The 26624-nt window shown below is 65.0% G+C and carries 23 protein-coding genes and 2 tRNA genes; 13 read left to right on the forward strand and 12 right to left on the reverse strand.

Features of this window, described 5'->3' with window-relative positions; genetic code table 11:
• Positions 1–126 precede the first annotated feature (126 nt).
• A complete protein-coding gene (locus EGT50_RS11430; RefSeq protein WP_235870707.1) occupies positions 127–1275 on the reverse strand; it encodes a YVTN family beta-propeller repeat protein in 1149 nt (382 codons plus the stop codon).
• Positions 1276–2057: 782 nt separating this feature from the next.
• Between EGT50_RS11430 and trxB the strand changes: the two genes are divergently transcribed.
• The 3 genes from trxB to EGT50_RS11445 all read left to right on the forward strand — a co-directional run bounded on the left by trxB (position 2058) and on the right by EGT50_RS11445 (position 4795).
• Positions 2058–3047, forward strand: coding sequence for a thioredoxin-disulfide reductase (trxB, locus tag EGT50_RS11435; protein WP_127954577.1), 990 nt, complete (start codon positions 2058–2060; stop codon positions 3045–3047).
• A 65-nt stretch (positions 3048–3112) separates the two neighbouring features.
• Positions 3113–3436, forward strand: a complete 324-nt coding sequence (gene trxA / locus EGT50_RS11440) for a thioredoxin (RefSeq protein ID WP_127954580.1) — start codon at positions 3113–3115, stop codon at positions 3434–3436.
• Between the two features lie 156 nt (positions 3437–3592).
• On the forward strand, positions 3593–4795 hold the full coding sequence (locus EGT50_RS11445) for an N-acetylmuramoyl-L-alanine amidase (RefSeq protein WP_127954585.1): 1203 nt from the start codon (positions 3593–3595) through the stop codon (positions 4793–4795).
• A 48-nt stretch (positions 4796–4843) separates the two neighbouring features.
• Here EGT50_RS11445 and EGT50_RS11450 read toward each other — a convergent pair whose 3' ends face one another.
• The 10 genes from EGT50_RS11450 to rpmH all read right to left on the reverse strand — a co-directional run bounded on the left by EGT50_RS11450 (position 4844) and on the right by rpmH (position 12840).
• A complete protein-coding gene (locus EGT50_RS11450; RefSeq protein WP_127954588.1) occupies positions 4844–5533 on the reverse strand; it encodes a GNAT family N-acetyltransferase in 690 nt (229 codons plus the stop codon).
• A 243-nt stretch (positions 5534–5776) separates the two neighbouring features.
• On the reverse strand, positions 5777–6898 hold the full coding sequence (locus EGT50_RS11455) for a ParB/RepB/Spo0J family partition protein (RefSeq protein ID WP_127954591.1): 1122 nt from the start codon (positions 6896–6898) through the stop codon (positions 5777–5779).
• A 2-nt stretch (positions 6899–6900) separates the two neighbouring features.
• A complete protein-coding gene (locus EGT50_RS11460) occupies positions 6901–7893 on the reverse strand; it encodes a ParA family protein (protein WP_127954594.1) in 993 nt (330 codons plus the stop codon).
• A gap of 40 nt (positions 7894–7933) precedes the next feature.
• The gene (rsmG, locus tag EGT50_RS11465; protein WP_127954597.1) at positions 7934–8644 is read right to left on the reverse strand and encodes a 16S rRNA (guanine(527)-N(7))-methyltransferase RsmG; all 711 of its coding nucleotides are present in this window, start codon (positions 8642–8644) and stop codon (positions 7934–7936) included.
• A 687-nt stretch (positions 8645–9331) separates the two neighbouring features.
• Positions 9332–10015 (reverse strand): 16S rRNA (guanine(527)-N(7))-methyltransferase RsmG, encoded by a 684-nt coding sequence (gene rsmG / locus EGT50_RS11470; RefSeq protein WP_127954600.1) that lies wholly within the window; start codon positions 10013–10015, stop codon positions 9332–9334.
• A 108-nt stretch (positions 10016–10123) separates the two neighbouring features.
• Positions 10124–10705 carry a Jag family protein gene (locus tag EGT50_RS11475; protein WP_127954602.1) on the reverse strand — a complete coding sequence of 194 codons (582 nt, stop codon included), beginning with the start codon at positions 10703–10705 and terminating at the stop codon, positions 10124–10126.
• A 21-nt stretch (positions 10706–10726) separates the two neighbouring features.
• Entirely contained in the window at positions 10727–11881 is a 1155-nt protein-coding gene (gene yidC / locus EGT50_RS11480) for a membrane protein insertase YidC (protein ID WP_127954605.1), read from the reverse strand.
• Positions 11882–11956: 75 nt separating this feature from the next.
• Complete coding sequence (gene yidD / locus EGT50_RS11485) at positions 11957–12295, reverse strand: membrane protein insertion efficiency factor YidD (protein ID WP_127954608.1); 339 nt, start codon at positions 12293–12295, stop codon at positions 11957–11959.
• On the reverse strand, positions 12292–12669 hold the full coding sequence (gene rnpA / locus EGT50_RS11490; protein WP_127954611.1) for a ribonuclease P protein component: 378 nt from the start codon (positions 12667–12669) through the stop codon (positions 12292–12294). The genes yidD and rnpA overlap by 4 nt, the downstream gene beginning before the upstream one ends.
• A gap of 27 nt (positions 12670–12696) precedes the next feature.
• On the reverse strand, positions 12697–12840 hold the full coding sequence (rpmH, locus tag EGT50_RS11495; protein ID WP_006550910.1) for a 50S ribosomal protein L34: 144 nt from the start codon (positions 12838–12840) through the stop codon (positions 12697–12699).
• Positions 12841–13530: 690 nt separating this feature from the next.
• Here rpmH and dnaA point away from each other — a divergent pair.
• The 10 genes from dnaA to EGT50_RS11545 all read left to right on the forward strand — a co-directional run bounded on the left by dnaA (position 13531) and on the right by EGT50_RS11545 (position 26201).
• Positions 13531–15183, forward strand: a complete 1653-nt coding sequence (dnaA, locus tag EGT50_RS11500; RefSeq protein WP_127954614.1) for a chromosomal replication initiator protein DnaA — start codon at positions 13531–13533, stop codon at positions 15181–15183.
• A 546-nt stretch (positions 15184–15729) separates the two neighbouring features.
• Positions 15730–16914: a DNA polymerase III subunit beta gene (gene dnaN / locus EGT50_RS11505; protein WP_127954617.1), complete on the forward strand. Its 1185-nt coding sequence runs from the start codon at positions 15730–15732 to the stop codon at positions 16912–16914.
• A 72-nt stretch (positions 16915–16986) separates the two neighbouring features.
• Positions 16987–17898, forward strand: coding sequence for a phosphogluconate dehydrogenase (NAD(+)-dependent, decarboxylating) (gene gnd, locus EGT50_RS11510; protein ID WP_127954927.1), 912 nt, complete (start codon positions 16987–16989; stop codon positions 17896–17898).
• A 10-nt stretch (positions 17899–17908) separates the two neighbouring features.
• Positions 17909–19135 carry a DNA replication/repair protein RecF gene (recF, locus tag EGT50_RS11515; protein WP_127954620.1) on the forward strand — a complete coding sequence of 409 codons (1227 nt, stop codon included), beginning with the start codon at positions 17909–17911 and terminating at the stop codon, positions 19133–19135.
• On the forward strand, positions 19132–19698 hold the full coding sequence (locus tag EGT50_RS11520; protein ID WP_127954623.1) for a DUF721 family protein: 567 nt from the start codon (positions 19132–19134) through the stop codon (positions 19696–19698). Before recF ends, EGT50_RS11520 begins: the two co-directional genes overlap by 4 nt.
• Before the next feature lie 263 nt (positions 19699–19961).
• Positions 19962–22004: a DNA topoisomerase (ATP-hydrolyzing) subunit B gene (gene gyrB / locus EGT50_RS11525; RefSeq protein WP_127954626.1), complete on the forward strand. Its 2043-nt coding sequence runs from the start codon at positions 19962–19964 to the stop codon at positions 22002–22004.
• Positions 22005–22085: 81 nt separating this feature from the next.
• Positions 22086–24596, forward strand: a complete 2511-nt coding sequence (gene gyrA / locus EGT50_RS11530; protein WP_127954629.1) for a DNA gyrase subunit A — start codon at positions 22086–22088, stop codon at positions 24594–24596.
• Entirely contained in the window at positions 24597–25817 is a 1221-nt protein-coding gene (locus EGT50_RS11535) for a DUF3566 domain-containing protein (protein WP_127954636.1), read from the forward strand. It begins immediately after the preceding gene.
• 75 nt (positions 25818–25892) lie between these two features.
• Positions 25893–25966: transfer RNA gene (locus tag EGT50_RS11540), tRNA-Ile, on the forward strand.
• Positions 25967–26128: 162 nt separating this feature from the next.
• Positions 26129–26201: transfer RNA gene (locus EGT50_RS11545), tRNA-Ala, on the forward strand.
• A 184-nt stretch (positions 26202–26385) separates the two neighbouring features.
• Here EGT50_RS11545 and EGT50_RS17340 read toward each other — a convergent pair.
• Positions 26386–26514, reverse strand: coding sequence for a hypothetical protein (locus tag EGT50_RS17340; RefSeq protein WP_268960679.1), 129 nt, complete (start codon positions 26512–26514; stop codon positions 26386–26388).
• Positions 26515–26624: the final 110 nt, after the last annotated feature.

Here is a 26624-nt window from a genome sequence, read left to right on the forward strand (position 1 = left end):
GCCGAAAAGAGGCTAACAAGCACAAACCCGATGCAACCGGAGACTCGCCGGGGGCGACACACAACCCAATGCGCGGCCAGACCGGTTGCGGTAGTAGTGAAGTCGTAGTCAGCCTAACTACCAGAATCAGCTGGTAAAGCTGCCCGTCGAAGCAGTGCCGGCCAACGACCCACCGCCGGCCAACGACCCTCTCCCGAGCGATCCGGCACCCACCAGCGAACCACCACCGACCAGGGACCCGGTGGCGATACACAGCGATCCGAGGCACTTCTGGACGGCGATAACCGACACCGTGTCGTCCGAACGGTTGGTGACGTAGACCCGGGACCCGTCCGGGCTCGCCGCCACACCGAACGCGTCGCTTCCCACCGGAATCGCCTCGACCACGGTGTTGCCGGCTGTCTCGACCACCGACACCGTTTCATCAATACCGTTGGCGACATAGACCCTGGACCCGTCCGGGTTCGCCACCACCCCCTGGGGGAGGTCTCCGACCGTGATGGTATCGAGCAGCGTGTTGTCGGCGGTCTCGATCACCGACACCGTGTCGTCGAAAGCGCTGGTGACGTAGACGCGAGACCCGTCTGGGGTCACCGCCACACCGAACGCTCCGGCCCCGACCGTGACCGTATCGATGACGGTGTTGCCGGCGGTCTCGATCACCGACACCGTGCCGTCGAAAGCGTTGGAAGCGTAGACGTGGAACCCGTCAGGTGTGACCGCCAGCATGTTAGGGGCGTCCCCGACGGTGACGGTATCGACCTCGGTGTTCGTACCGGTGTCAATCACCGACACCGTGTCGTCGCCGCTGTTGGTGGCGTACACGCGAGACCCGTCCGCGCTCGCCGCCACACCGGACGGTCCGATCCCCACCGTGACGGTATCGACCACCTTATTCGTGAAAGTGCTGATCACCGAAACCGTGTCGTCGAACTGGTTGGTGACGTAGACACGGGAGCCAAGCGGGTTCACCGCGACCCCGACCGGGAAGTCCCCAACCGTGACGGTGTCGACCACCGTGTTCGTGAAAGTGCTGATCACCGACACCGAATTGTCGCCACGGTTGACGACGTAGGCGCGGGCCCCGAACGGAGACACCGCCACACCGCTCGGTGAGCCCCCAACCGGAATGGTGTCGACCACCGTGTTCGCTGCTGCCACGCCCACCCCGGCCACACCCAGCACCATCGCCGAAACAGCCGCCGCGAAGAACGCTAGACGCGCGGCACGTCCCCCAGTCGCGTGTGGACCACGAAAATCGCTGAGCCAATTCACATTTCTCTCCCACCGCAGAGGAACGAGACGCAGGCCATGCAGTGACAAAATCGGCGGCTGGACCCAGACACCAGCCGAAAAGAGGCTAACAACCGCAAACCCGATGCAACTGAGCTTTCCGCCCATTTGCGCATACCCCGCCACTGCGCGCGCGAGGGACCGGCTAGGGACGGAGTGCGCACGACTCCCCAGCGAAGCCCGCCTCCGGGGACAGCATTCTCTTGGGAAGAGGTGCTGGACAACGGATTACAGCTTTGGTTGGTGCGCGGCGGTCCCGAGAACGCGACCAGCTCACCGGTGGATCCGCCGCACCTCGACTGCCAACGCCCGCATCCGTGGTGGAGCGGCATCCATGGGGCCTATCGAGCGTCGGAGGGCAGCGAGGCGCCACAGGTCCCGCCCCTCGGCGAAGTCGCTACTGCGATCACCGGAGCTGCCGGCAGCCGCAGGACTGCGCGACGATGTCCGCCTCGTGTCCGACGCGCTGAGCGAGTTCGTGTCCCGGACCTGGCCACGTGGCACGTGCTGCGGGGAACGCCGAGCTGCTCCCGCGCAAGGCGAAGCCCTGGTCCGCCCTGGTATGACCCAGTACACACCGTCGGTTCCACGTGAAACGGTCTACGTGGTCGGTCGTGCGCGTCCCCCGAAGCCCTGGGAACAACACCAACTAATCTGGTGTTGAGCTGACCAACCCCGCGAGATGCACCGTCAGCGTTGCACCCGCGCGACCACAGCAACGAAGGCTGTCTAGCGGACGGCCCCAGAGGACAGGAAAGGCCCGCATGACTACTCCGACCACGGTCCGTGACCTCATCATTGTCGGCTCGGGACCCGCCGGATACACCGCCGGCGTGTATGCCGCCCGCGCGGAACTCGAGCCCCTCCTTTTCGAGGGAACGCAGTTCGGCGGAGCTCTGATGACCACCACCGAGGTTGAGAACTTCCCGGGCTTCCGTGAGGGCATCATGGGCCCCGACCTGATGGAGGAGATGCGGGAGCAGGCCAAGCGCTTCGGCACCGACATCCGTACGGAAGACGTCGAGGAGATCGAGCTGGACGGTCCGGTCAAGAAGGTTGTGGCGAATGGTGAGACCTACTACGCCCGCGCGATCATCCTGGCTATGGGCGCTGCCGCTCGCTATCTCGGCATCCCGGGCGAGGAGAGGCTCCTCGGCCGTGGTGTGAGTGCGTGCGCGACATGCGACGGCTTCTTCTTCCGTGACCAGGACATCGTCGTGGTCGGGGGTGGTGACTCTGCGATGGAGGAGGCCACTTTCCTGACCAAGTTCGCTCGTACCGTCACTCTGGTGCACCGGCGTGAGGAGTTCCGCGCGTCACGCATCATGCTCGAGCGCGCCAAGGCGAACGAGAAGATCCGCTTCGTGACCAACGCCGTGCCGGTCGAGGTGCTGGGCGACAACAGTGTCACCGGCCTGGTGATTCGCGACACCGTCACTGGCGAGGAGTCCACGCTGGATGTCACCGGCATGTTCGTCGCGATCGGCCACGACCCGCGCAGCGAACTCGTCAAGGGCCAGGTGGACCTCGACGCAGCCGGCTACGTGACGGTGCAGTTGCCGACCACCGCTACCTCGGTCGAGGGTGTCTTCGCCGCCGGCGACCTGGTGGACCACACCTATCGCCAGGCGATCACGGCCGCCGGCACCGGCTGTTCGGCGTCGATCGATGCCGAGCGCTGGCTGGCCGAGCAGGGTGAGATAACTGCGAACACCCTCGACGCTGCCGGCAAGCCCGTCGACTCCCGCGTCTGACCAGTACCCCCTCCAGCAGTCTTCTACTCGACATCCAGTCTTCTACTCAAGGTCCAGGAGGATCCGTGGCGAACACAATCACGATCAGTGACGACTCGTTCAAGCAGGAGGTTCTCGATTCCGAGAAGCCCGTGCTGGTCGACTTTTGGGCCACCTGGTGCGGCCCATGCAAGATGGTGGCTCCGGTGCTCGACGAGATCGCCGGCGAGCACGCTGACAAGCTCACGGTTGCGAAGCTGGACATCGACCAGAACCCCGGAGCAGCCCGCGACTTCCAGGTGATGTCGATCCCGACGATGATCCTCTTCGAGGGCGGCAAGGCCGTGAAGACGATCGTCGGCGCGAAGGGCAAGGCGGCCCTGCTCAAGGATCTCGCCGACGTGCTCTGATCTCACCCCGCTCCGTTCGGCCCGATGGGCCTCGATTCGGCCACAGTGTGACCTGACCGCCACTACAGCCTTGTCACACTGTGGCCTACTGGACTGCCGACCTCCCGGAGCAGTCTGAGAGAATCGAAACGACGTCAGCAACGAAAGGCCACGAGCATGCAGCTACTCCGTCACGGCGATCACGGCCCCGCCGTCGCCGAGATTCGGGGTACTTTGACTGGCCTAGGTTTCCTCCACAACGGTGTTGCGGACACCCACCGCGAGGCGGTGCAGGGCTCGCACTGGGTGGCACCCGATGCTGTGTTCGATCACCATCTCGACTCCGCGGTTCGCGCGTTTCAGCAGCAGCGCGGCCTGCTTGTCGACGGCATCGTCGGTCCGGCGACATATCGATCCCTCAAGGAAGCGTCGTACCGACTCGGCGCCCGCACCCTCATCTACCAGCTGTCCGCCCCGCTGTACGGCGACGACGTCGCCGCTCTCCAGACTCGTCTTCAGGACCTGGGCTTTTACATCGGGCGCGTCGACGGCTTCTTCGGCCCGCAGACCCATGAGGCGCTCAGCTCGTTCCAGCGTGAGATCGGCATTGCCGCCGACGGTATTTGTGGCCCAGCAACGCTGCGCTCGTTGCAGTTACTGGGCACGCGTGTCTCGGGCGGTTCTCCACACGCCATCAGCGAGCAGGAACTGGTCCGTCGATCGGGCCCGCAGCTGAGCGGAAAGCGGATCGTGATCGACCCCGGCCTCGGTGGCCCCAATACCGGCTCGATCGTGCACACGCGGCGCGGTCATATTAGCGAGTCCGAGATTCTATGGGATCTCGCCAGCCGGCTGGAGGGCCGAATGGCCGCGACGGGCATGGAGACCTTCCTGTCACGTCCGCAGTACGCCGACCTGAGCGATGCCGAGCGCGCCGAGACAGCCAACAAGTTCGACGCCGACCTGATGATCGCGCTGCGGTGCGACAACCACACCAGTCCCGCTGCGAGCGGTGTCGCCAGCTTCCACTTCGGCAACTCGCACGGATCGACATCGACGATCGGGCAGATCCTCACTGGTTTCATCCAGCGTGAGATCGTGGCGCGAACTCCGTTGCGGGACTGCAGAACTCATGGACGAACCTGGGACCTGTTGCGACTCACCAAGATGCCGACCGTCCAGGTCGACATCGGTTATCTCACAAATGATTTCGATGTCGCGGTGCTCACCGATCCGCGACAGCGGGACACGATCGCCGAGGCTATCCTCATCTCGGTCAAGCGCCTGTACCTCCTGGGGCAGGACGATGCACCCACGGGAACGTTCACCTTCGCAGAGTTGCTCGCTGAGGAACTGTCCAGCGCTCAGCGGCTCGGGTAGACACGCCACCGCTCTTCGCGCCGGGTTGGACAAGGCCCGAAACGAGGCCTAGCAGGCCCCCACGGCACTTCGTTCGCCGATATCGACCACTGACAAGGTAGCGACCTCCAGTAGCCGTTCAAGGGCTGCCTCGACGTCCGCCTTCCACAGGTGGTCCCGATCGAGTTCGAGTCTCAGGCGTGGGAACCGGTGGTGCGGTGCGACCACTTCGAATCCGACGTCCTCCAGGAAGTCGGCATTGATCATGCACTCCTGCGGCGAGCACTCCAAGGCTGCCGTGGCGGAAGGGACGTCGCTGGAGGATTCGGCGCCGCGAATCCCGAATGCCTCGAGGGCGCGGACGCCGCGTCGGATGAGATCACCGACGGCGGCCTGGATCAGCGCCGCGCCCAGGCCGTGCTCCTCACCGATGGGTTCGAGTCGCATCGTCGTCAGCAGGACGGCATCAGCGCTGACAGGGGAAGTGGGGAAAAGGTCGGCCCGGGGCACCATGCTCGGCGGGGCGTACAGGGCGCAGCCCGCGGGCTTGTCATCGACCAGCGCCACCTGTCCGCAAGATCCCCATTCGAGCATGACCATCGACAGCCATGCTTCCTTCTCGAACTCGGGATCCTGGAGATCGCGGAACTCGGGAGAGGTGCGCACCGCGGGGTCCATCTCCCAGAAGACGCACCGCCGCGCGTGCGATGACAGCTTGTCGAGACCCTCCAGGGTAAGTGAAGTGATGCTAGTCGACACCGTGTTCGCCAGCCTCCATGCCCCCAGCCTCCATACCACTCGGGGAGTCTCACCCGCGCCTCGACGGAACTACCCTCCAGGATAGGGGATAGTTCCGTCGCCAGCGCAGCAGCGACATTCGACCGGGCCGCTGCGTCGGTGGCTCCTACGCCTACCTGTATTGCTCGCCCATCTAAGATCTCGCCCGCCTTGATCGTCACTGTGACGTATTGATTGCGGGAACTAGGCGGTTCGGGAAGAGCGTCAGTCGCCTGCCTGCGTCTCCATCATCGTCACGATCCGTTCCAGATCCTCGACCGAGCCGAACTCGACCACGATCTTGCCCTTCCGCTTGCCGAGGCTCACCGTGACACGAGTATCGAACGAGTTCGAGAGCCGCTCGGCGACATCCTGCAGACCCGGCATCTGGATGGGCTGCCGTTTGGCCGGTGGGGTAGGGGAGGGGCCCTCCCGGTTGGCGAGGATCACCGCCTCCTCTGTTGCCCGGACCGACATCCCCTCCGCGACGATCCGGGCCGCGAGGGCCTCCTGCGCGTCGGCTCCGGCCTCGAGTGAGAGCAGTGCCCGCGCGTGTCCGGCAGACAGGACCCCGGCCGCCACCCTGCGCTGCACCGGGATGGGGAGCTTGAGTAGCCGGATCATGTTCGTCACGACAGGACGCGAGCGACCGATCCGGGCAGCCAGCTCCTCGTGGGTGACCTCGAACTCCTCCAGAAGCTGCTGGTATGCGGCGGCCTCTTCGAGCGGGTTGAGCTGGACCCGGTGGATGTTCTCCAGCAGCGCATCACGCAGCATCGAATCGTCGGCCGTCTCGCGGACGATCGCCGGGATCGCCTCGAGTCCCGCGATCTGGCTCGCCCGCCAACGTCGCTCACCCATGACGAGCTGATACTGCTCGGGGCCCATCCGACGGACCACGACCGGCTGCATCAGCCCGAACTCACGGATCGAGTGCACCAGCTCGGCGAGTGCCTCCTCGTCGAAGACGGACCGTGGCTGCTTGGGATTCGGCTCGATCAGGTGCGGAGGGATCTCGTGGTACACCGCACCGGTGGGAGAGAGCGTTTCCTCATCGGTTCCCGCAGACGGCGTCGGAGCCGCAGCGACCGCGACGACACTGTCCGTCACGGCGTTGTCCGTCACGGCGTTGTCACTGTGCGTCCCTGTCTTACTCTCCGCTTTCCCCTTCACCGACTCGGACGCGGCTTCACTCTCTGACTTGGCAGGCTCGGTGACCGCCGGAACGGAGGATCCGATGATGAGATCCGCGGCAGCATCGCCCAGCCCTGGCCCTCCGTTGGATGGGCCGGTGGGGATTAGTGCTGCAAGTCCCCGGCCGAGTCCTCCCTTGCGTGTCTGCGCCATCTCTACTGCTCCTGCGTCGTGGTGGTCATCCCGCGTGCTGCGAGTTCTCGGCCGGCGTCAAGATAGCTCAGCGCCCCCCTCGACCCAGGATCGTAGTCGAGGACGGTCATACCGTAGCCGGGAGCCTCGGATACCTTGACCGAACGCGGAATCACGGCACGTAGGACAGCGTCCCCGAAGTGGTTACGCACCTCGTCGGCCACCTGGTCGGCGAGCTTGGTCCGCGCGTCGTACATCGTCAGCAGGACAGTGGAAACGTGCAGTTCCGGATTCAGGTGTGCCTGCACGAGTTCGATGTTTCGGAGTAGCTGTCCGACGCCCTCGAGCGCGTAGTACTCGCACTGGATCGGAATCAGCACCTCCTTCGCCGCGACCAATGCGTTGACGGTCAGCAACCCCAGCGACGGCGGGCAGTCGACGAGGATGAAGTCCGCATCAACATCGGCGAGCGCCGTCTCTGACAACGCATTCTTGAGTCGGTTCTCGCGTGCCACCATCGACACGAGCTCGATCTCGGCGCCGGCCAGATCGATGGTCGCGGGGATGCAGTAGAGGCGCTCGCTGTGTGGGCTCTGCTGGATCGCTTCCTTGGCAGTCACCTCGCCGAGGAGCAGTTCGTAGCTCGACGGCGTTCCGGATGTGTGCGGGATGCCGAGCGCGGTACTCGCGTTGCCCTGTGGATCGAGATCGACGACCAGCACGGTCAACCCCTGGACCGCGAGCGCCGCTGCCAGATTGACCGTCGAGGTCGTCTTGCCGACGCCACCCTTCTGATTTGCGACCGTGAATACGCGACGCTGCGTTGGCTTGGGCAGAGTGGCCGCCCCGGGATGCAGCACCTGACTTGCCCGCTGCGCGGCGGCCCCGATCGGGGTGTCCGCGAGCGAGATTTCTTCGTAGGGGGCGTGGGTGAAGTCTCTTTCTCGACTGTCGTCCGTCGAGTCCGGCGGCGTTGCAGTTTCACGTGAAACGGCGGATTCAGCTCCAGCCGACATCTATTGCTCCTTCACTTGATGACCATCCATGACGCAATTCTCAACTATCAAACCCTCGAGTCCCCGTAGCCTCGCGGTGCCGGCGATTGTGGTGTGCGACGCGTTCTGCTCGCACCACAATCGTCGGCACCGGCAACACACCACCACCACACTCGACCACCTCGAGCTTGCCGGCCCCCAACCGCGCAAGGGAAGCACGATCCCGGGAAACCTCCTCCGCCGCACTCGAACCCTTCACCGCCAACATCCTCCCACCCACACGCACCAACGGCAGCGACCACCGCACCAACCGCTCCAACGGCGCCACCGCACGAGAGGTCACCACATCGGCGCCCCCCACCTCCTTCACCACCCCCGCCTGCTCCGCGCGCCCCCGCACGACCCTCACATTCGACAACCCCACCGAATCCACGAACTCCTGCAAGTACACCGACCGACGCAACAACGACTCCACCAACGTCACCTGCACATCCGGCCGGGCAATCGCCAACGGAATCCCCGGCAACCCAGCGCCGGACCCCACATCCACCACCGACTCGCCGACCCCCACCAACTCACCCAACACCGCACAGTTGAGCAGATGCCGCACCCACAACCGCGGCACCTCACGCGGGCCGATCAGCCCCCGCACCACACCATCCGACGCCAACGACGCGTGATACGCCCGCGCCAACTCCACCCGGTCACCGAACACCCGCCCCGCGGCGCCGACAACATCCCACTGCTCATCAACCAGTTCCACGTGAAACATCCTCCCCAACCCACCACCCCGCAACCAACTCGGGACGCCGATCCTAGATGCGGGTATTCGCTTTCCTCGTCGGCGCCCGCCAGGGGCGCTTCAGATCTGACAATCACACGGGCCTGGGCAGTTTCACGTGAAACAGCAACTCGGACCGACGCGCGCACGAGCTATCTCGAAGACGCGATAGGGAGATGATTCGCGGTGCCGCCGCGTGTGGCGGTCCGGTACATCACCTCATGCGAGTGTTTCACGTGAATCACGGCCACGGCAGAATTTCCCGCAAGCACCCGGCCTACAGATCGTCCATCGCGACAACCGGATGGGATGGACGCTCTCTGCTGCGAGACCCCGCTCCGACTGGGGGCGCGCGGATGAGAGTTGTGCAATCGTAGTCGCCGTCACAGTGACGAAATCCGTTGGAGTCCAGATATGGGGAGAAACTGCGTCCCAGAATGATGCCGCCGGTGATCTACAGCTCTCTTGCCGTGCATCGTGATTCACGTGAAACATCGATCGGCCTGCTGACCAGGATCCGCCGCACGTCACGCCGAAGCCGAGTCCCGTTCCGGGTACGCACTTCGATCCGAACGGAGTTACCGCCCCGCGCATCCTCGACAGGATCCGAAGGCTCGACCTCGCCCTTCTGAACGTAAGGCGGATCGACTGGCGGGGTAGGGGTTCACGGTCACGACATCAGCGCCGACCACGATGGCGGTGGTGTGCGACGCGTTCTGCTCGCACCACAATCGTCGGCACCGGCAACACACCACCACCACACTCGACCACCTCGAGCTTGCCGGCCCCCAACCGCGCAAGGGAAGCACGATCCCGGGAAACCTCCTCCGCCGCACTCGAACCCTTCACCGCCAACATCCTCCCACCCACACGCACCAACGGCAGCGACCACCGCACCAACCGCTCCAACGGCGCCACCGCACGAGAGGTCACCACATCGGCGCCCCCCACCTCCTTCACCACCCCCGCCTGCTCCGCGCGCCCCCGCACGACCCTCACATTCGACAACCCCACCGAATCCACGAACTCCTGCAAGTACACCGACCGACGCAACAACGACTCCACCAACGTCACCTGCACATCCGGCCGGGCAATCGCCAACGGAATCCCCGGCAACCCAGCGCCGGACCCCACATCCACCACCGACTCGCCGACCCCCACCAACTCACCCAACACCGCACAGTTGAGCAGATGCCGCACCCACAACCGCGGCACCTCACGCGGGCCGATCAGCCCCCGCACCACACCATCCGACGCCAACGACGCGTGATACGCCCGCGCCAACTCCACCCGGTCACCGAACACCCGCCCCGCGGCGCCGACAACATCCCACTGCTCATCAACCAGTTCCACGTGAAACATCCTCCCCAACCCACCACCCCGCAACAACAAGAGAGGGCCTCGGCCCCAGTCTCACGACTGGGATCCGAGGCCCTGTGCATGCCGCACTGGCGTGCGCCTGCCCGAGAGTTAGTCCTTGAGGATGACGACGCGTCGGTTCGGCTCTGCACCTTCACTCTCGCTGGAGACGCCGTCGACGCTCGCGACGGCGTCGTGCACGATCTTGCGCTCGAACGGCGTCATCGCCGCCAGTTCCTCCCGTTCACCGGACGCGAGTACGCGCTCGGCCGCAGCCTTACCCAGCTCGCTCAGTTCTGCGCGACGGCCGGCGCGCCAGCCTGCGACGTCGAGCATCAGGCGGCTGCGCACCCCGGTGGCCTGCTGGACCGCAAGCCGCGTCAACTCCTGGAGGGCGTCGAGAACGTCGCCTTTTCGGCCGACCAGCTTCGACAGGTCCTTGCCGCCGTCGATGCTCACGATCGCGCGATCACCCTCGACGTCGAGGTCGATGTCGCCATCAAAGTCCAGAATGTCGAGCAACTGTTCGAGGTAGTCGCCGGCGATCTCGCCTTCCTCGATCAGGTCGTCCTCAACCTCGGTGTCCGCTTTGCCCTCGGTGTCCACCTTCTGATCGGCATCCTGAGTCTCGAGTTCCACGTCTGCGCGCTCTCCGCTCTCCCCGTCCCGGGCAGTGTCCTGCTCACTGGTCATCGTCGTTCTCTCTTCTCGAGGTCAGCGCCGCTTGCGCTTGTTGCTCCTAGGGCGATTGGTGGAGGGCCGCGGTTTCTGAGGCCGGGGCTTCGAGCCGTCCCCGTTCGTGCTCTCGCCGGACGAGTCGGCACTCTCGGTCTTGTCCGTGTCTCCCTTGTCCGTGTCTCCCTTGTCCGTGGCCCCCTTGTCCGTGGCCCCCTTATCGGTGGCCCCGGACTTCGACTCGGCGGCGGGGGAGGACTTCGGTGGCGCCTGCCGTTTGCGCTTGTCCCGTGTGGGCCTGGCCCCGGGTTTAGGCGCGGTGTCGGCGCGGCGCTCTATCGCGGCCTGCTTCTTGGCGTCTTCCTCCGCATCGATCCGACGGAACACGATGTGCTGCTGCGCGTACGTCCAGATGTTGTTCGCCACCCAGTACAGCAGGATCGCGATCATCAGGAAGGGGCCACCGACGAGCACGCCGAGCGGGAACACCCACAGCGCGAGCTTGTTCATGATCGCGGACTGCGGGTTGGCGGCCGCTGCGGGACTCTGGCGTGCCACCGACGCCCGAGAGTTGAAGTGCGTAGCGACCGACGCGAGGATCATGAGCGGAATCGAAACGGCCGCAATGGTCGCGATGGTCGGCACAGAGCCGTAGGCACCGAACGACTCGAGTGTCTCCCTCGGCATCGTGATGTACGAGGAGATCGGAGCGCCGAACAGGCGCGCACTCAGGAACGACTGGACGTCGTCAGCGCTGAAGAAGTAGTTCGGGGTGTTCGCATTCTCCTCCACCGACATCCCGAGCCCACCGAAGCCGGTACCGGTGCGGTTGAACGAGCGCAGGACGTGGAACAGACCGATGAACACCGGGGCCTGCAACAGGACGGGCAGGCAGCCCATCACCGGATTGAAGCCGTGCTCCCTCTGGAGCTTCTGCATCTCCGTCGCCATGCGTTGGCGATCTTTGGAGTACTTCTTCTGCAACGCCTTGATCTGCGGCTGCAGTTCCTGCATCTGCCGCGTCGTACGTACCTGCCTCACGAAGGGCTTGTAGAGGATGGCGCGCAGCGTGAACACCAGGAACATCACCGACAACGCCCACGCGAAGCCGTTGTCGGCACCGAGAACGGCTCCGAACACCTTGTGCCAGACCCATAGGATCCCGGACACCGGATAGTAAATGAAGTCGAGCACGGCTCTAAGCACTCCTCTGTTCGTCCACGTTCACCACACCGTGGTGTTGGGCAAGTTCTGGGCGAGCGGGGCGCATCATTCCCGGCTCACATGGTGGAGATGCCGACCTCGACGTTCGGGGACCGGGTCCCATCCACCAGGGTGCCAGGGCGCGCACTTCACCAATCGCACCACGGTGAGCGCCGAACCCTTGATCGCACCGTGCGTGCGTAGCGCATCGACCGCATACTCGCTGCAAGTGGGCGTGAAACGGCATGTCGGCAGCCGAAGTGGGGACACGTAGGTTCGGTACAGCTCGATCAGAAAGATCAGGACGCGCGCGGGAAGACTTCGCAGCGACGTCCACAGGTTTGCCGCGAACAGCGAAGAGCGCGAACCGGATTCGGTTCGCGTGACATCGTGTTCGTTGCTCATGCCGGATCACCTTCGCCAGCCAGCAGATCCAGCTTCCGGAGCACGGATCGCAGCTGTTTATCGAGTTCCCGGGAACTTGCGGTTGCCGATCCCGGCAACGCGCGGATCACCACGTCGGTATCGACCGGAACGGTGTCGATCAACCCGGCGCAGATATGCCGAAACCGGCGAGCGACTCTATGTCGAATCACCGCCGGCCCGACAGCCTTGCTTACGACGAGCCCGAAACGGGGCCCATTGACACTCACCAACGAGTCTGCGGCGTCACGCTCGAGGACGTGAACAACGAGATCTCGCCTACCCATTCGCCGCCCACTACGCACCGTTGCGGAGAAGTCCGCGCTGCGGCGAAGGCGATACGGCTCAGGTAACACCCCGAGCTCCCGGAGGCAGGTTCGGAATCAGGCGGTGAGCGAAGCGCGGCCCTTGCGGCGACGCGCCGAAACAATTGCGCGGCCCGCCCGGGTCCGCATACGGAGACGGAAGCCGTGAACGCGCGCGCGGCGGCGATTGTTCGGCTGGAACGTCCGCTTGCCCTTGGCCACGGTCAACACTCCTCGAAGTTCTGACGCCAGTCGGCATCGGTCTGACATTGAACGGAAAATTGGTGGTCACACGATGGGCCAGGCACCGACCTCCGGCCAGCACGCATCCTTCACCATTGGGTGACTGTTCGAGGGTACTGACACGCCCGAGTGAGGTCAAACCGAGATCGGCCCTCGAGCTGCTAGTGACACGCCACGATCGCCAGGATCCTTGCGCCGAGAGGGCCTCTGTGCGGTCCGCGCGACCGATTTCCATGAAATCCCCGGGAAATGCTGAAAACCAACCTCTTGGTTGTTACCGTCCCTGCATGGCACAGCCACAGGTTCCGGCGCTCGCGCTGCGACATGGACGTCGTGTGGCGCGCGGCAGCAATCCCCGACCGCGGCACGAGAACCGTGTCTGGACCAGAACCAGTACACGCGCGCGCGGACCGAACCGACGCGGGTAACATCGAACTTCTTCATTCACCAAGGCGTTCCGCCAGGTGAAAGCCTAGAGGGCTTCGAAAGACTCGGGTCCGGACCCGTAGACCCCGGACTCGAGTCGTTGTCCACATCTGTGGATAATTATGTGGAAACACAGCTCGGGTGGCATATTCGTTGCCCAGTAGGGGGTCTGGCCTCTCCGGGGGAGCTCATCCGACAGACGACCGTCGCGGCGGGCCGACGCAGGCCCGGGGAGGACACACAGTGAACGACGATCCGAACGCCTTGGCGAATGTCTGGCGCGACGTCGTTGCAGAACTGACCTCCGGCTCCGAGGACGACACCACCCTGAGCAAGGCCCAGAAAGCGTGGCTCGCACTCGTCAGGCCGCTGACGTACGCGCAGGGCTTCGCGTTGCTGTCGGTACCGTCGCCACTCGCACAGGAAGCAATCGAAAGAGACCTGCGGGAACCGATTCTGCGGGCCCTCAACCTGCATCTCGGCCAAAGGGTCGAGGGCCTCGGAGTCCGCATCGCCCCACCCGAAGACACCCACGAGCAGAACGCGCCGGTGAAGGTCGACGACGCCGAGCCAGTGTCCAGCGAATCTGCCTCTCGAGAATCAGGGTCTCGAGACTCGGGCCCCGCCGAGGACTCGGAGCACCCTGAGTACCCCGGGTCGGAGTACTCGAGCACGACGGTCGCCGATGACCCCGGCCCGCTGCGCCGACGTCACCTCGCTATGGGTACGGCCGAACCAGCCGTGACGGACCCGGCCGAGCAGGAGGAGGTCGACGACGAGCGTGAGGCGCTCGACAGCGTCCACGAGTCGTGGCCGTCCTACTTCACGCAGCCGCCGAAGGGCCCGTCGACCGAATCCTCGGGCGGCAACAGCCTGAACTCGAAGTACACGTTCGACACGTTCGTCATCGGCGCCTCGAATCGATTCGCTCACGCGGCCGCGGTCGCGATCGCGGAGGCACCCGCACGCGCCTACAACCCGTTGTTCATCTGGGGTGCGTCGGGCTTGGGCAAGACTCATCTCCTGCACGCCGCCGGCCACTACGCACAACGCCTGTTCCCCGGGATGCGGGTCAAGTACGTCTCCACAGAGGAATTCACGAACGACTTCATCAACAGCCTTCGTGACGACCGCAAGGTCGCGTTCAAGCGCCGCTACCGTGAGACTGACATCCTGCTCGTCGACGACATCCAGTTCATCGAGGGCAAGGAAGGTATCCAGGAAGAGTTCTTCCACACCTTCAATACGCTCCACAACGCGAACAAGCAGATCGTGGTGTCGTCGGACCGGCCGCCGAAGCAGTTGGCCACCCTCGAGGAGAGGTTGCGCACTCGCTTCGAGTGGGGCCTCATCACCGACGTCCAGCCGCCCGAACTCGAGACACGGATCGCGATCCTGTCGAAGAAGGCCCGGATGGACCGGCTGGACGTCCCGTACGACGTCCTCGAGTTGATCGCGAGCCGCATCGAACGCAACATCCGCGAACTCGAGGGTGCACTGATTCGGGTGACGGCGTTTGCGTCACTCAACCGGCAAGCACTCGATCTCAAGCTCGCCGAGGTCGTGCTGCGTGACCTGATGCCCGATTCCGCGACACTCGAGATCAATGCGGCCACGATCATGGCGGTGACTGCCGAGTACTTCAACACGTCGATCGACGACCTGTGCGGCCCCGGCAAGGCCCGCCCCCTCGCGCAGGCCCGCCAGATCGCTATGTACCTGTGTCGTGAACTCACCGACCTCTCCCTACCGAAGATCGGCCAGACGTTCGGCAGGGACCACACCACGGTCATGTACGCGGACAAGAAGATCCGCAAGGAGATGACCGAGCGCCGCAAGGTGTACGACCAGGTGCAGGAGCTCACGGCCCGCATCAAGCAACGCTCCAAGAGCTGAGCGTTGAGCTGACCATTCGGGCGCCTCGAGGAAGTCTCGAGGCGCCCGAATGTTATCCGGCGTCTCCATCGAGCACGGGAACGCCGTGTGGTGTCGCTGTTTTGTCAGGCACTCGAGACACGAATTCCATTGAACTCACACCTGTGGATAGGCGTGTGTATAAGCTGTGATCGCTGTGGAGAACGGTAGGACAACTTCGAGCCATCTCGAGATGTCCACACCCGCGCCGGATTTGTCCTCGAGAACGTCCTCGAGAACTCCCCATGTCTCGAGGGGTCGCGACCAGCGGATGCTTGCCTCGATCCACAGATTCCACAGTGCCTATTACTACGATTGAAATCTTCTCGAGAGAGATCCCTTAAAAACAGGCCTTGTGAACATCCGGTGCGCCCTGCCTGTTCATGCCCGCTCGAGGTGTCTCGAGGAGCCGGTGCTCGCTTTCCAACACGATGTCCGAACGCATACGGTGTCCCCTGGTCGTTGTGTCAGACTGCTAGCGCAGCCGTTGCCGACCCGTCCATGCCTACCGAGAGGAATACCTGAGCGATGGAGCTTGGAAGCATGAAGTTTCGCGTTGCTCGGGAGGACTTCGCCGACTCCGTGGCATGGGTCGCGCGGAGCCTGCCGTCTCGGCCGCCCGTGCCAGTGCTCGGCGGTGTGCTGCTCGGCGCTGACGACCAAGGACTGACCGTCTCCGGCTTCGACTACGAGGTCTCCGCGCAGGTCCGCGTCTCCGCTGAGGTCGCTGGCCCCGGCCAGGTGCTCGTGTCCGGCAAACTGCTCGCTGACATCACTCGAGCGCTACCCAACAAGCCGGTCGATGTGACCGTCGACGGCACTCATGTGCTCATCACCTGCGGTAGCGCCAAGTTCTCGCTGCCGACCATGCCGGTCGAGGACTACCCACAGCTGCCCGCGATGCCGCAGCAGACCGGATCGCTGCCCGTGGATCTGTTCGCCGAGGCCGTCAGTCAGGTCGCCGTTGCCGCCGGCAAGGACGACACGCTGCCCATGCTCACCGGCATCCGCGTCGAGATCGAGGGCACCAATGTCGTGCTGGCCGCCACCGACCGATTCCGGCTCGCGGTTCGTCGACTCGAGTGGATGCCGACCGCGGGTGACACTTCGGCCGCGGTGCTGGTCCCGGCCAAGACACTGTCCGAGTCCGCGAAAACGCTCGGTGGAAGCACGCTCTCGCCGGTCGAACTGGCACTCGGCGCCGGTTCGACGGTGGGTACCGAGGGCATGCTCGGCATCGTCGCCGACGGCCGCCGCACCACGACGCGTCTGCTCGACGCCGAGTTCCCCAAGTTCCGTCAGTTGCTGCCGGCCGAGCACACCGCGATGGCGACCGTAGAGGTCGCACCGCTGGTCGAGGCGATCAAGCGCGTGGCTCTCGTCGCCGAGCGCGGCGCCCAGGTGCGACTCGAGTTCAACGAGGACGGCCTGCTGCTCTCGGCGGGCGGGGACGACGCCGGTCGCGCCGAGGAGTCCCTCGAGGCCGCCTTCCAGGGCGAGCCGCTGACGATCGCGTTCAACCCCGGCTACCTCATCGACGGTCTGACATCGCTGCATTCGGACCGTGTGTCCTTCGGCTTCACTACGTCGAGCCGACCTGCGGTGCTGCGTCCAGTCGGCGAGGAAGAGCCTGTGCAAGGCGAGTCCGGCACCTTCCCGGCCCCCGATAGCGAGTACACCTACCTGCTGATGCCGGTGCGTCTGCCGGGCTGACGGGCGTCGACCGCTATTTGGAGGAGGCCGCGAAGCCAGCTCGAATCACCACTAGTGGAGGGACATCTCACGATGCAGCTCGGACTGGTCGGACTCGGCAAGATGGGTTTCAACATGCGGGCCCGGCTGCGGGATCGGGGCCACGAGGTCGTCGGCTATGACCCTCGCCCCGAGGTCACGGATGTCGGTTCGCTCGCTGACCTGGTGGCGTCGCTGACCGCACCCCGGCTCGTGTGGGTGATGGTGCCGGCCGGGGAGATCACTCGGAACACGATCAGTGAACTGGCGTCCGTGCTCGAGTCCGGGGATCTGGTGATCGACGGCGGGAATTCCCCCTACACCGACGATCCCGGTCACGCGGACCTTCTCGCCGCGTCGGGCGTCGGCTATCTGGATTGCGGTGTCTCCGGTGGAATCTGGGGGCTCGCGGAGGGATACGGCTTGATGGTCGGAGGCTCGGACGCGGATGTCCGCCGGGCGATGCCGATCTTCGACGCACTGCGTCCCGAAGGCGAGCGTGCCGGAGGTTTCGTCCATGCCGGCCCGGTCGGGGCCGGTCACTACGCCAAGATGGTCCACAACGGCGTCGAGTACGGGCTCATGCAGGCGTACGCCGAGGGGTACGAACTCCTGGAGGCCGAGGACTTGGTCACCGACGTCCACGGCGTGCTGCAGGCCTGGACGCACGGCACCGTCGTGCGGTCCTGGCTGCTCGAGCTGCTGGTGAAGGCGCTTGCCGAGGATCCTGGGTTCGCGGAGATTTCCGGGTACACAGAGGATTCCGGTGAGGGACGGTGGACGGTGCGGGAAGCCCTGGACCACGCGGTTCCGGCGCCGGTCATCTCGGCGGCACTGTTCGCACGTTTCGCGTCACGACAGCCGGACGCGCCAGCGATGAGGGCCGTGTCGGCGCTGCGCAATCAGTTCGGCGGACATGCCGTCCGGCCAGCCGGCCAGTCTGATACCAACGGTCGGGAACGGTGACCGAAACCTAGTGTTCGTTCGCAAGTTCTCTCTCCGTGATTTCCGGTCGTGGGACGCCGTCACGGTCGATCTCGCGCCCGGCTGCACCGTGTTCGTCGGGCGCAACGGGCACGGCAAGACCAACCTGCTCGAGGCGCTGGGCTACCTGTCGACGCTGTCGTCGCACCGGGTGTCGAGCGACGCACCGCTGATCCGCGTGGGCGCGGCGCAGGCCTACGTGGGGGCGCTCGTGGTCAATCAGGGCCGAGAACTTGGCGTCGACATCGAGATCAATGACGGCAGGGCCAACCGCGCCAGGGTCAATCAGTCACCGACGGGGCGGCCGCGGGAGATCGTGGGCATCCTGCAGACGGTGCTGTTCGCGCCGGAGGATCTGTCACTGGTGCGCGGCGACCCGGGAGACCGCCGGCGCTTCCTCGACGAGTTGCTGATCACTCGGATCCCCCGCATGGCCGCGGTCCGGGCCGACTACGACAAGGTGCTCCGTCAGCGGTCGGCGCTGCTCAAGACCGCGAGTGGTGCGCTCCGTCGGGGATCCCGGTCGTCTGAAGGGGCGAGTGTTCTTGCAACGCTCGATGTCTGGGATGGCCACCTGGCTGCACACGGTGCCCAACTACTCGAGGCCCGTCTACGACTGGTGCACGACCTGGCCCCGCACCTGGAGACGTCGTACCGGTCGCTGGCTCCCGAGTCGCGTCCGGCGTCGGCACGCTATCGCAGCAGTCTGGGGACCTCGCTACCGCCCGAGCTCCTCGATCCGGCACGGAAGCCTCAGCGTGACGACGCCGCACTGCTGGAGGCGAGCTTCCTCCACGAACTGTCGGTGATGCGCTCGAGGGAGATCGAGCGCGGGGTGTGCCTGGTCGGCCCGCACCGAGACGACCTCGAACTGCACCTCGGCGATCAGCCTGCAAAAGGCTTTGCGAGTCATGGAGAATCGTGGTCGTTCACGCTATCGATGCGGTTGGGTGCGTTCTTCCTGTTGCGTGCGGACGGCGGTGACCCGGTCCTGATGCTCGACGACGTCTTCGCCGAGCTGGACGGCAAGCGTCGGACCGCGCTCGCGGAGGTTGCAGCCGGTGCCGAGCAGGTGCTCATCACCGCAGCGGTGCCGGAGGACGTGCCCGACGAGCTGTCGGCCACCAGGTTCGGTGTGGCGGCTCACGACACTGAGCGTGGACGGATCTCGCTGATCACCGGGATGGAAGGCCCCATCACCGTGGGAGGTGACCGATGACCGAAGAGCAGCCCGAGACGGAGGGCCCCGACTCGGAGGGCCCCGAGCTGAAAGGCGTAGACCTGGCCCGGCGCGCGCTTGAGGAGGCGCGGGCGGCCGCGAAGGCGAGCGGCAAGTCAGTGGGCCAGGGGAGGGCGTCGCCCCGCACCGGGGGCATTCGTGCCCTTCGGTCACGGCGCCGGTCGTGGTCTGGGTCGGGCCCCGACGATCGTGACCCACAGCCGTTCGGTGTGGTCGCCGGTGCTGTCGCCAAGCAACGCGGCTGGTCGGCGCGCGTGTCGGAGGGCACCGTGATGGGGCGGTGGGTGGACGTAGTGGGACCGGATATCGCATCCCACGCCGAGCCGACCGGCCTGCGGGACGGGGTGCTGAGCGTGTCGGCGGAGTCGACGGCGTGGGCGACGCAGCTGCGCATGATGCAGTCGGAAATCCTCCAGAAGATCGCTGCGGCGGTCGGGCAGGGCGTCGTGAAATCGCTGCGGATAACTGGCCCTACTGCGCCTAGCTGGCGTAAGGGCGAGCGGCACATCCCGGGTCGTGGCCCGCGTGATACCTACGGCTGATCCGGGCGAGCACAAGACAGCGCATCCGCGAGTGTCTCTCAAGCAATTCACTCGCCCCGGGCCGAGAAATCGCGCCTACGGGGCAGCCAGGGGTGTGTTAGGTGCCCTGTATGTCGTACCTACAAGTAAGATGGCCGGGTAACTAGCGGCGAATCTCGACACACCGCTCGCGGGGCGCGGTGGCCACACCGTCTGGCCACCCTCTTTCGAGGCGCAGTGTGGAGCCGTGTCGGCCCTGGACGGAGAAGGAGAGCTACCAACCCGTGGCTGCCCAGAAGTCAAACAAGAGCACTTCCAACAAGAACTACGGCGCTTCCTCCATCACTGTCCTAGAGGGGCTGGAAGCCGTCCGTAAACGACCGGGCATGTACATCGGTTCCACCGGTGAACGCGGCCTACACCACCTGATCTGGGAGGTCGTCGACAACTCGGTCGACGAGGCGATGGCCGGTCATGCGAGCAAGGTCGAGGTGACCATGCTCGAGGACGGCGGCATCCAGGTCGTCGACGACGGCCGTGGCATCCCGGTCGGGATGCACGCCTCCGGTGCCCCGACTGTCGAGGTCGTCATGACCCAGCTGCACGCCGGTGGCAAGTTCGACTCCGATGCGTACGCGGTATCCGGTGGTCTGCACGGTGTCGGTATCTCGGTCGTGAACGCGCTGTCCACCAAGGTCGAGGTCGAGATCATGCGCGACGGCTACAACTGGTCGCAGATATACGACTACGCCAAGCCGGGCGAGCTCGAGAAGGGTGCGCCGACGTCGGAGACCGGCACCACCGTCCGATTCTGGGCAGACCCGGCCATCTTCGAGACCACGATCTACAACTTCGAGACGGTCGCGCGTCGTCTGCAGGAAATGGCGTTCCTCAACAAGGGCCTGACCATCACCCTTACCGACGAGCGGGTCGCCGAGGAGGAGATCACCGACGAGGTCGTCAGCACGATGGCCGAGGCACCCAAGACAGCGACCGAGGCCGAGGCCGAGGCCGCCGCGCCGACACCCAAGGTCAAGTCCCGTGTGTACCACTACCCGGGCGGGCTCGAGGACTACGTCCGGTACATCAACCGCACCAAGCAGCCGATCCACAACTCGGTGGTCGGGGTCACCGCCAAGGGCACCGGCCACGAGCTCGAGATCGCGATGCAGTGGAACGCCGGCTACTCGGAGTCGGTGCACACCTTCGCGAACACCATCAACACCCATGAGGGTGGAACCCACGAGGAGGGCTTCCGTGCCGCGCTCACCTCGGTGGTGAAGAGGTACGCGAAGGAGAAGAAGCTCGTCAAGGACAAGGATCCGGAGCTCACCGGCGACGACATCCGTGAGGGGCTCGCCGCGATCATTTCCGTCAAGGTCGCCGAGCCGCAGTTTGAGGGGCAGACCAAGACCAAGCTCGGCAACACCGAGGTCAAGTCCTTCGTGCAGAAGGCGTGCAACGAGAACATTTCGCACTGGTTCGAGTCCAACCCCGCGGATGCCAAGACCATCGTGACCAAGGCGGTGTCGTCGGCCCAAGCGCGCACCGCGGCCCGCAAGGCGCGTGAGTTGGTCCGCCGCAAGAGCGCCACCGACATCGGGGGACTGCCCGGCAAGCTCGCCGACTGCCGATCGAATGATCCGAGCAAGTGCGAGATCTACATCGTCGAGGGTGATTCCGCCGGTGGTTCGGCCAAGTCCGGCCGCGACTCGATGTACCAGGCGATCCTGCCGCTGCGCGGCAAGATCATCAACGTCGAGAAGGCGCGTATCGACCGTGTTCTCAAGAACACCGAGGTCCAGTCGATCATTACGGCGTTCGGCACCGGCATCCACGACGAGTTCGACATCAACAAGCTGCGGTACCACAAGATCGTGCTGATGGCCGACGCCGACGTCGACGGCCAGCACATCGCGACGCTGCTGCTGACGCTGCTGTTCCGCTTCATGCGTCCGCTCGTCGAGCAGGGGTATGTGTATCTGGCGCAGCCGCCGCTGTACAAGCTCAAGTGGCAGAAGGGTGCCGCTCCGGAGTTCGCGTATTCCGATCGTGAGCGAGACGGTCTCCTCGAAACGGGTCTGGCCGCTGGCAAGAAGATCAACAAGGAGGACGGCATCCAGCGCTACAAGGGTCTGGGCGAGATGAACGCCAAGGAGCTGTGGGAGACCACGATGGATCCGACCGCCCGCGTGTTGCGCCAGGTCAGCCTTGACGACGCTGCGGCCGCCGACGAGCTGTTCAGCGTCCTCATGGGCGAGGACGTCGAGGCCCGTCGTAGCTTCATCACCCGCAACGCCAAGGACGTCCGCTTCCTCGACGTGTAGGGCGGCCGGGCCCGTGCACTCTTACGGACCGCTCGCACGGGCCCTCCCCGCTCGCGAAGTCTTTGATCAGAAAGTGAGCTCATGACCGACACGACGTTGCCCCCCGACGAGCCGTCGCACGACCGCATCGAACCGGTCGACATCCAGCACGAGATGCAGTCCAGCTACATCGATTACGCGATGAGCGTGATCGTGGGTCGGGCGCTGCCCGACGTGCGTGACGGCCTCAAGCCCGTTCACCGCCGCGTGTTGTACGCAATGTACGACAACGGCTACCGCCCGGACCGCGGGTACGTGAAGTCCGCCCGTCCGGTCGCGGACACCATGGGTAACTACCATCCGCACGGCGACTCCTCGATCTACGACACCCTTGTGCGTATGGCGCAGCCGTGGTCGCTGCGCTACCCGCTGGTCGACGGCCAGGGCAACTTCGGTTCCCGAGGCAACGACGGCGCGGCCGCGATGCGGTACACCGAGTGTCGACTCACGCCGCTCGCGATGGAGATGACGCGTGAAATTGACGAGGAGACAGTCGATTTCGCTCCGAATTACGACGGCAAGACGCAGGAGCCGACGGTCCTGCCGTCCCGCGTGCCGAACCTGCTGATCAACGGATCCGGCGGCATCGCCGTCGGTATGGCCACCAACATCCCGCCGCACAACCTCAACGAGGTCGCCGAGGCCATCTACTGGGCTCTCGACAACCACGAGGCCGACGAGGAGGCCACGCTCGAGGCCGTCATGGAGCGGGTCAAGGGACCGGATTTCCCGACCTCGGGCCTCATCGTGGGCGGACAGGGCATCCAGGATGCCTACCGCACCGGCCGTGGTTCGATCCGCATGCGCGGTGTCGTGGAGGTGGAAGAAGCCGATCGCGGCGCCACCCAGATCGTCATCACCGAGTTGCCGTACCAGGTCAACCCGGACAACCTGATCACGTCGATCGCCGAGCAGGTGCGCGACGGCAAGATCGCCGGCATCTCCAAGATCGAGGATCAGTCGTCCGACCGCGTGGGCATGCGCATCGTCGTCGTCGTCAAGCGCGACGCCGTCGCGAAGGTGGTGCTCAACAACCTGTACAAGCACTCGCAGCTGCAGACGAGCTTCGGTGCGAACATGCTGTCGATCGTCGACGGCGTGCCGCGCACCCTCCGGCTCGACCAGATGATCCGCCTGTACGTGACCCATCAGCTCGAGGTCATCGTCCGGCGCACCCGCTATCGGCTGCGTAAGAAGGAGGAGCGGGCCCACATCCTGCGCGGTCTGGTCAAGGCGCTCGACGCCCTCGACGAGGTCATCGCGCTGATCCGAGCGTCGCAGACCGTCGAAGACGCCCGGACAGGCCTGATCGAGCTGCTCGAGATAGACGAGGTCCAGGCGCAGGCCATCCTCGACATGCAGCTACGCAAACTGGCGGCCCTCGAGCGACAGAAGATCATCGATGAGCTGGCCGAGATCGAGCGCGAGATCGCCGACCTGAAGGACATCCTCGACAAGCCCGAGCGGCAGCGCGCGATCGTCCGCGACGAACTCACGGAGATCGTCGACAAGTACGGCGATGACCGGCGCACCCGGATCATCGCGGCCGACGGCGACGTCACCGACGAGGACCTCATCGCCCGCGAAGACGTGGTCGTCACGATTACCGAGACCGGGTACGCCAAGCGCACCAAGACCGACCTCTACCGCTCACAGAAGCGCGGTGGCAAGGGCGTCCAGGGCGCCGGCCTCAAGCAGGACGACCTGGTCAAGCACTTCTTCGTCAGCTCGACGCACGACTGGATCCTGTTCTTCACAACCAAGGGTCGGGTGTACCGCCTCAAGGCGTACGAGCTGCCCGAGGCCAACCGCACCGCCCGCGGCCAGCATGTCGCGAATCTGTTGGCGTTCCAAGCGGACGAGCGGATCGCGCAGATCATCCAGCTCAAGTCTTACGAGGATGCGCCGTACCTGGTCCTCGCGACCCGCAACGGCCTCGTCAAGAAGTCGAAGCTGACCGATTTCGACTCCAACCGCAGTGGCGGCATCGTCGCGGTCAATTTGCGCGGCGAAGACGAGCTGGTGGGCGCCGTGCTCTCTTCGGCCGACGACGATCTACTGCTCGTCTCGGCCAAGGGCCAGTCGATCCGCTTCTCCGCGACCGACGACGCGCTGCGCCCGATGGGCCGCGCGACGTCCGGTGTGCAGGGCATGCGGTTCAACCAGGACGACGAACTGCTGTCGCTCAACGTGGTACGCGACGGCACATACCTACTGGTGGCAACGTCCGGCGGGTACGCCAAGCGCACCCCCATCGAGGACTACGTCGCACAGGGTCGCGGTGGAAAGGGTGTTCTGACAATCCAGTACGACGCGAGACGTGGCACCCTGGTTGGTGCGGTCATCGTCGACGACGACGACGAGCTGTACGCGATCACCTCGGGTGGCGGCGTCATTCGCACCGCGGCCAGGCAGGTGCGCAAGGCCGGCCGACAAACGAAGGGCGTGCGCTTGATGAATCTCGGGGAGGGTGACACCCTGCTCGCGATCGCACGAAATGCAGACGAGCCAGAGGAAGGTGCTTCAGGTTCCGATGGAGCGAAGGAGTCGTAGTTGAGCACTCCCCAAAAGTCCGGTGAGCAAGACAGGGGCGACAAGCCGGACCAGCAGTCGGAGGAGTCCGTCGAGCCCCAGGCGTCGCAGCGTCCTGGCGACCAGGAGGCCGACGGGAAGCCGGGCCAGCAGTCGGAGGAGTCCGTCGAATCCCAGGCGTCGCAGCGTCCTGGCGACCAGGAGGCCGACGGGAAGCCGGGCCAGCAGTCGGAGGAGTCCGTCGAGGTGAACGACGGGAAGCCCGTCGCCGGTCCGGCAGACGTGGAGGCCGGTCCGGCCGACGTCGAGGACGGACCGGAACCGAAGCGCCCGCAGGCCGAGACGTCCGGGCAGCCGGCGCAACCTGAGGCGAAGGAGGCCGACGGAAATCGGCTGGGCCAGCCGGCTCCGGGCGGTCCGGCAGGAGGGCCCAAGCCTCCCGTCGTACCCTCCCAGCCGGGTACGAACGGTGCGGCGAAGCCGCCCGCCGAGACCCGGCCGGTCGTGACCGGCACGGCGGCACCGAAGCCTCCGTCGACGCCGGCACAGCCTGCGCCCGCCCAGACTGGCAGCGCCGACACGCCCATCGTTGCCGGCGCGGCCGCGCCCAAACAGCCGACTCCGGCACCCGGCGGCGGCGCCGAGACCGGAGGCAGGGGTGCGGCAAAGGCGGAAGCCAGGGCAGCTGCCCAAATGAAGGCTGCGGTCATCGACGGGCCGACCCGGAACATCGCGCGCACCGACTTGGCGAAGGACATGCCGGACCTGTCGTCGGTCAAGCATCCGGCGCCCAGTCGAGCCACAGCACCTACCGGATCCTCGGCGCCGGCCGGGGTAAGCAAGCCGACCGCAGCCCCGCGCACCGTCTCCGCGCCCGCGGAGGGGAAGAAGCTGCGAGCTACCGTTCAGGTGCGCCGCATCGACCCGTGGTCGACACTCAAAGTGTCGCTCGTGATCTCGATCGCGTTGTTCTTCGTGTGGATGGTGGCCGTCGGTCTCCTGTATCTCGTGCTTGACGGCATGGGTGTCTGGGACCGACTCAACACTGCCTTCAATTCGATCGTCACCGACGCGAGCAGTGGCGGACTCGTGACGTCCGGACAGGTGTTCGGTTACTCGGCCTTGATCGGGCTCATGAATATGGTGCTGTTGACAGCACTCGCGACAATTGGTTCGTTCATTTACAACCTATGCTCCGACTTGGTCGGCGGTGTGCAGGTTACGTTGGCGGACCCGGACTGATCAGGAGGAACAGTGCTCCGCCGGACTCGTTTTGGTGTCCACCGCTCCGGTGGGGTACTGTTCTGCCTGGTTCGAGGGCCTATAGCTCAGGCGGTTAGAGCGCTTCGCTGATAACGAAGAGGTCGGAGGTTCAAGTCCTCCTAGGCCCACTCCACGTGCCGACGAAGGGGTACCACATGAAGGTTGTCCTGATAGTAGGAGCCGGATTGCTGGTTGCGTTCGGAATCGCCAAGTTGCTCGACAAGCGACGCGGTACCGACGTCTGGCACGAGGTCACAAGTCGCTGATCCGGCTGCCGGAGCAGTGCAGACGGGGCCTTAGCTCAGTTGGTAGAGCGCTGCCTTTGCAAGGCAGATGTCAGGAGTTCGAATCTCCTAGGCTCCACAAGTTGATCCGCAGAACAGAGCCACTTACTCGGTAGCGAGTAGGTGGCTCTTTCTCGTACGTGTGCTTGGGCGCTCCGGTGGTTCGGATCGCCCGCTGCGACAGTGCCCCACCGCCGCGTGAGACGGTGGGGCACTGCTCCAGAATTTCGGAGTCCGCGCGAGCGCGCAGGCGATCTCTCAGATCACAGGATTGTGGCCACCAGGCTGATCAAGCCGAGAGCCGTGCCGATACCCGAAATTGCACTGCCGACGTTGCCGAGAAAATCAGCGGCCCGATCGATCTGATCGATTTGGTCTGGTGATGAGCCCATGGCTACTCCTCTTCGAGATGTGGTGGACGCGCTCCGCGCTATGGCAAGCTACCGCAGACCACCTCGATTTGCACCAATTCGTTATACGAGAGGGCTCGTGTTCGAGATTT

The organism is Rhodococcus xishaensis (assembly GCF_004011825.1).
Classification (GTDB): Bacteria; Actinomycetota; Actinomycetes; order Mycobacteriales; family Mycobacteriaceae; genus Prescottella; species Prescottella xishaensis.

Excerpts from the sequence above, each read along its gene's own strand:
- trxB (WP_127954577.1), top strand. The coding sequence starts at position 2,058 with ATGACTACTCCGACCACGGTCCGTGACCTCATCATTGTCGGCTCGGGA.
- EGT50_RS11445 (WP_127954585.1), top strand. The coding sequence starts at position 3,593 with ATGCAGCTACTCCGTCACGGCGATCACGGCCCCGCCGTCGCCGAGATT.
- EGT50_RS11455 (WP_127954591.1), bottom strand. The coding sequence starts at position 6,898 with ATGGCGCAGACACGCAAGGGAGGACTCGGCCGGGGACTTGCAGCACTA.
- EGT50_RS11460 (WP_127954594.1), bottom strand. The coding sequence starts at position 7,893 with ATGTCGGCTGGAGCTGAATCCGCCGTTTCACGTGAAACTGCAACGCCG.
- rsmG (WP_127954597.1), bottom strand. The coding sequence starts at position 8,644 with ATGTTTCACGTGGAACTGGTTGATGAGCAGTGGGATGTTGTCGGCGCC.
- rsmG (WP_127954600.1), bottom strand. The coding sequence starts at position 10,015 with ATGTTTCACGTGGAACTGGTTGATGAGCAGTGGGATGTTGTCGGCGCC.
- EGT50_RS11475 (WP_127954602.1), bottom strand. The coding sequence starts at position 10,705 with ATGACCAGTGAGCAGGACACTGCCCGGGACGGGGAGAGCGGAGAGCGC.
- yidD (WP_127954608.1), bottom strand. The coding sequence starts at position 12,295 with ATGAGCAACGAACACGATGTCACGCGAACCGAATCCGGTTCGCGCTCT.
- dnaN (WP_127954617.1), top strand. The coding sequence starts at position 15,730 with ATGGAGCTTGGAAGCATGAAGTTTCGCGTTGCTCGGGAGGACTTCGCC.
- gnd (WP_127954927.1), top strand. The coding sequence starts at position 16,987 with ATGCAGCTCGGACTGGTCGGACTCGGCAAGATGGGTTTCAACATGCGG.
- EGT50_RS11520 (WP_127954623.1), top strand. The coding sequence starts at position 19,132 with ATGACCGAAGAGCAGCCCGAGACGGAGGGCCCCGACTCGGAGGGCCCC.
- gyrA (WP_127954629.1), top strand. The coding sequence starts at position 22,086 with ATGACCGACACGACGTTGCCCCCCGACGAGCCGTCGCACGACCGCATC.
- EGT50_RS17340 (WP_268960679.1), bottom strand. The coding sequence starts at position 26,514 with ATGGGCTCATCACCAGACCAAATCGATCAGATCGATCGGGCCGCTGAT.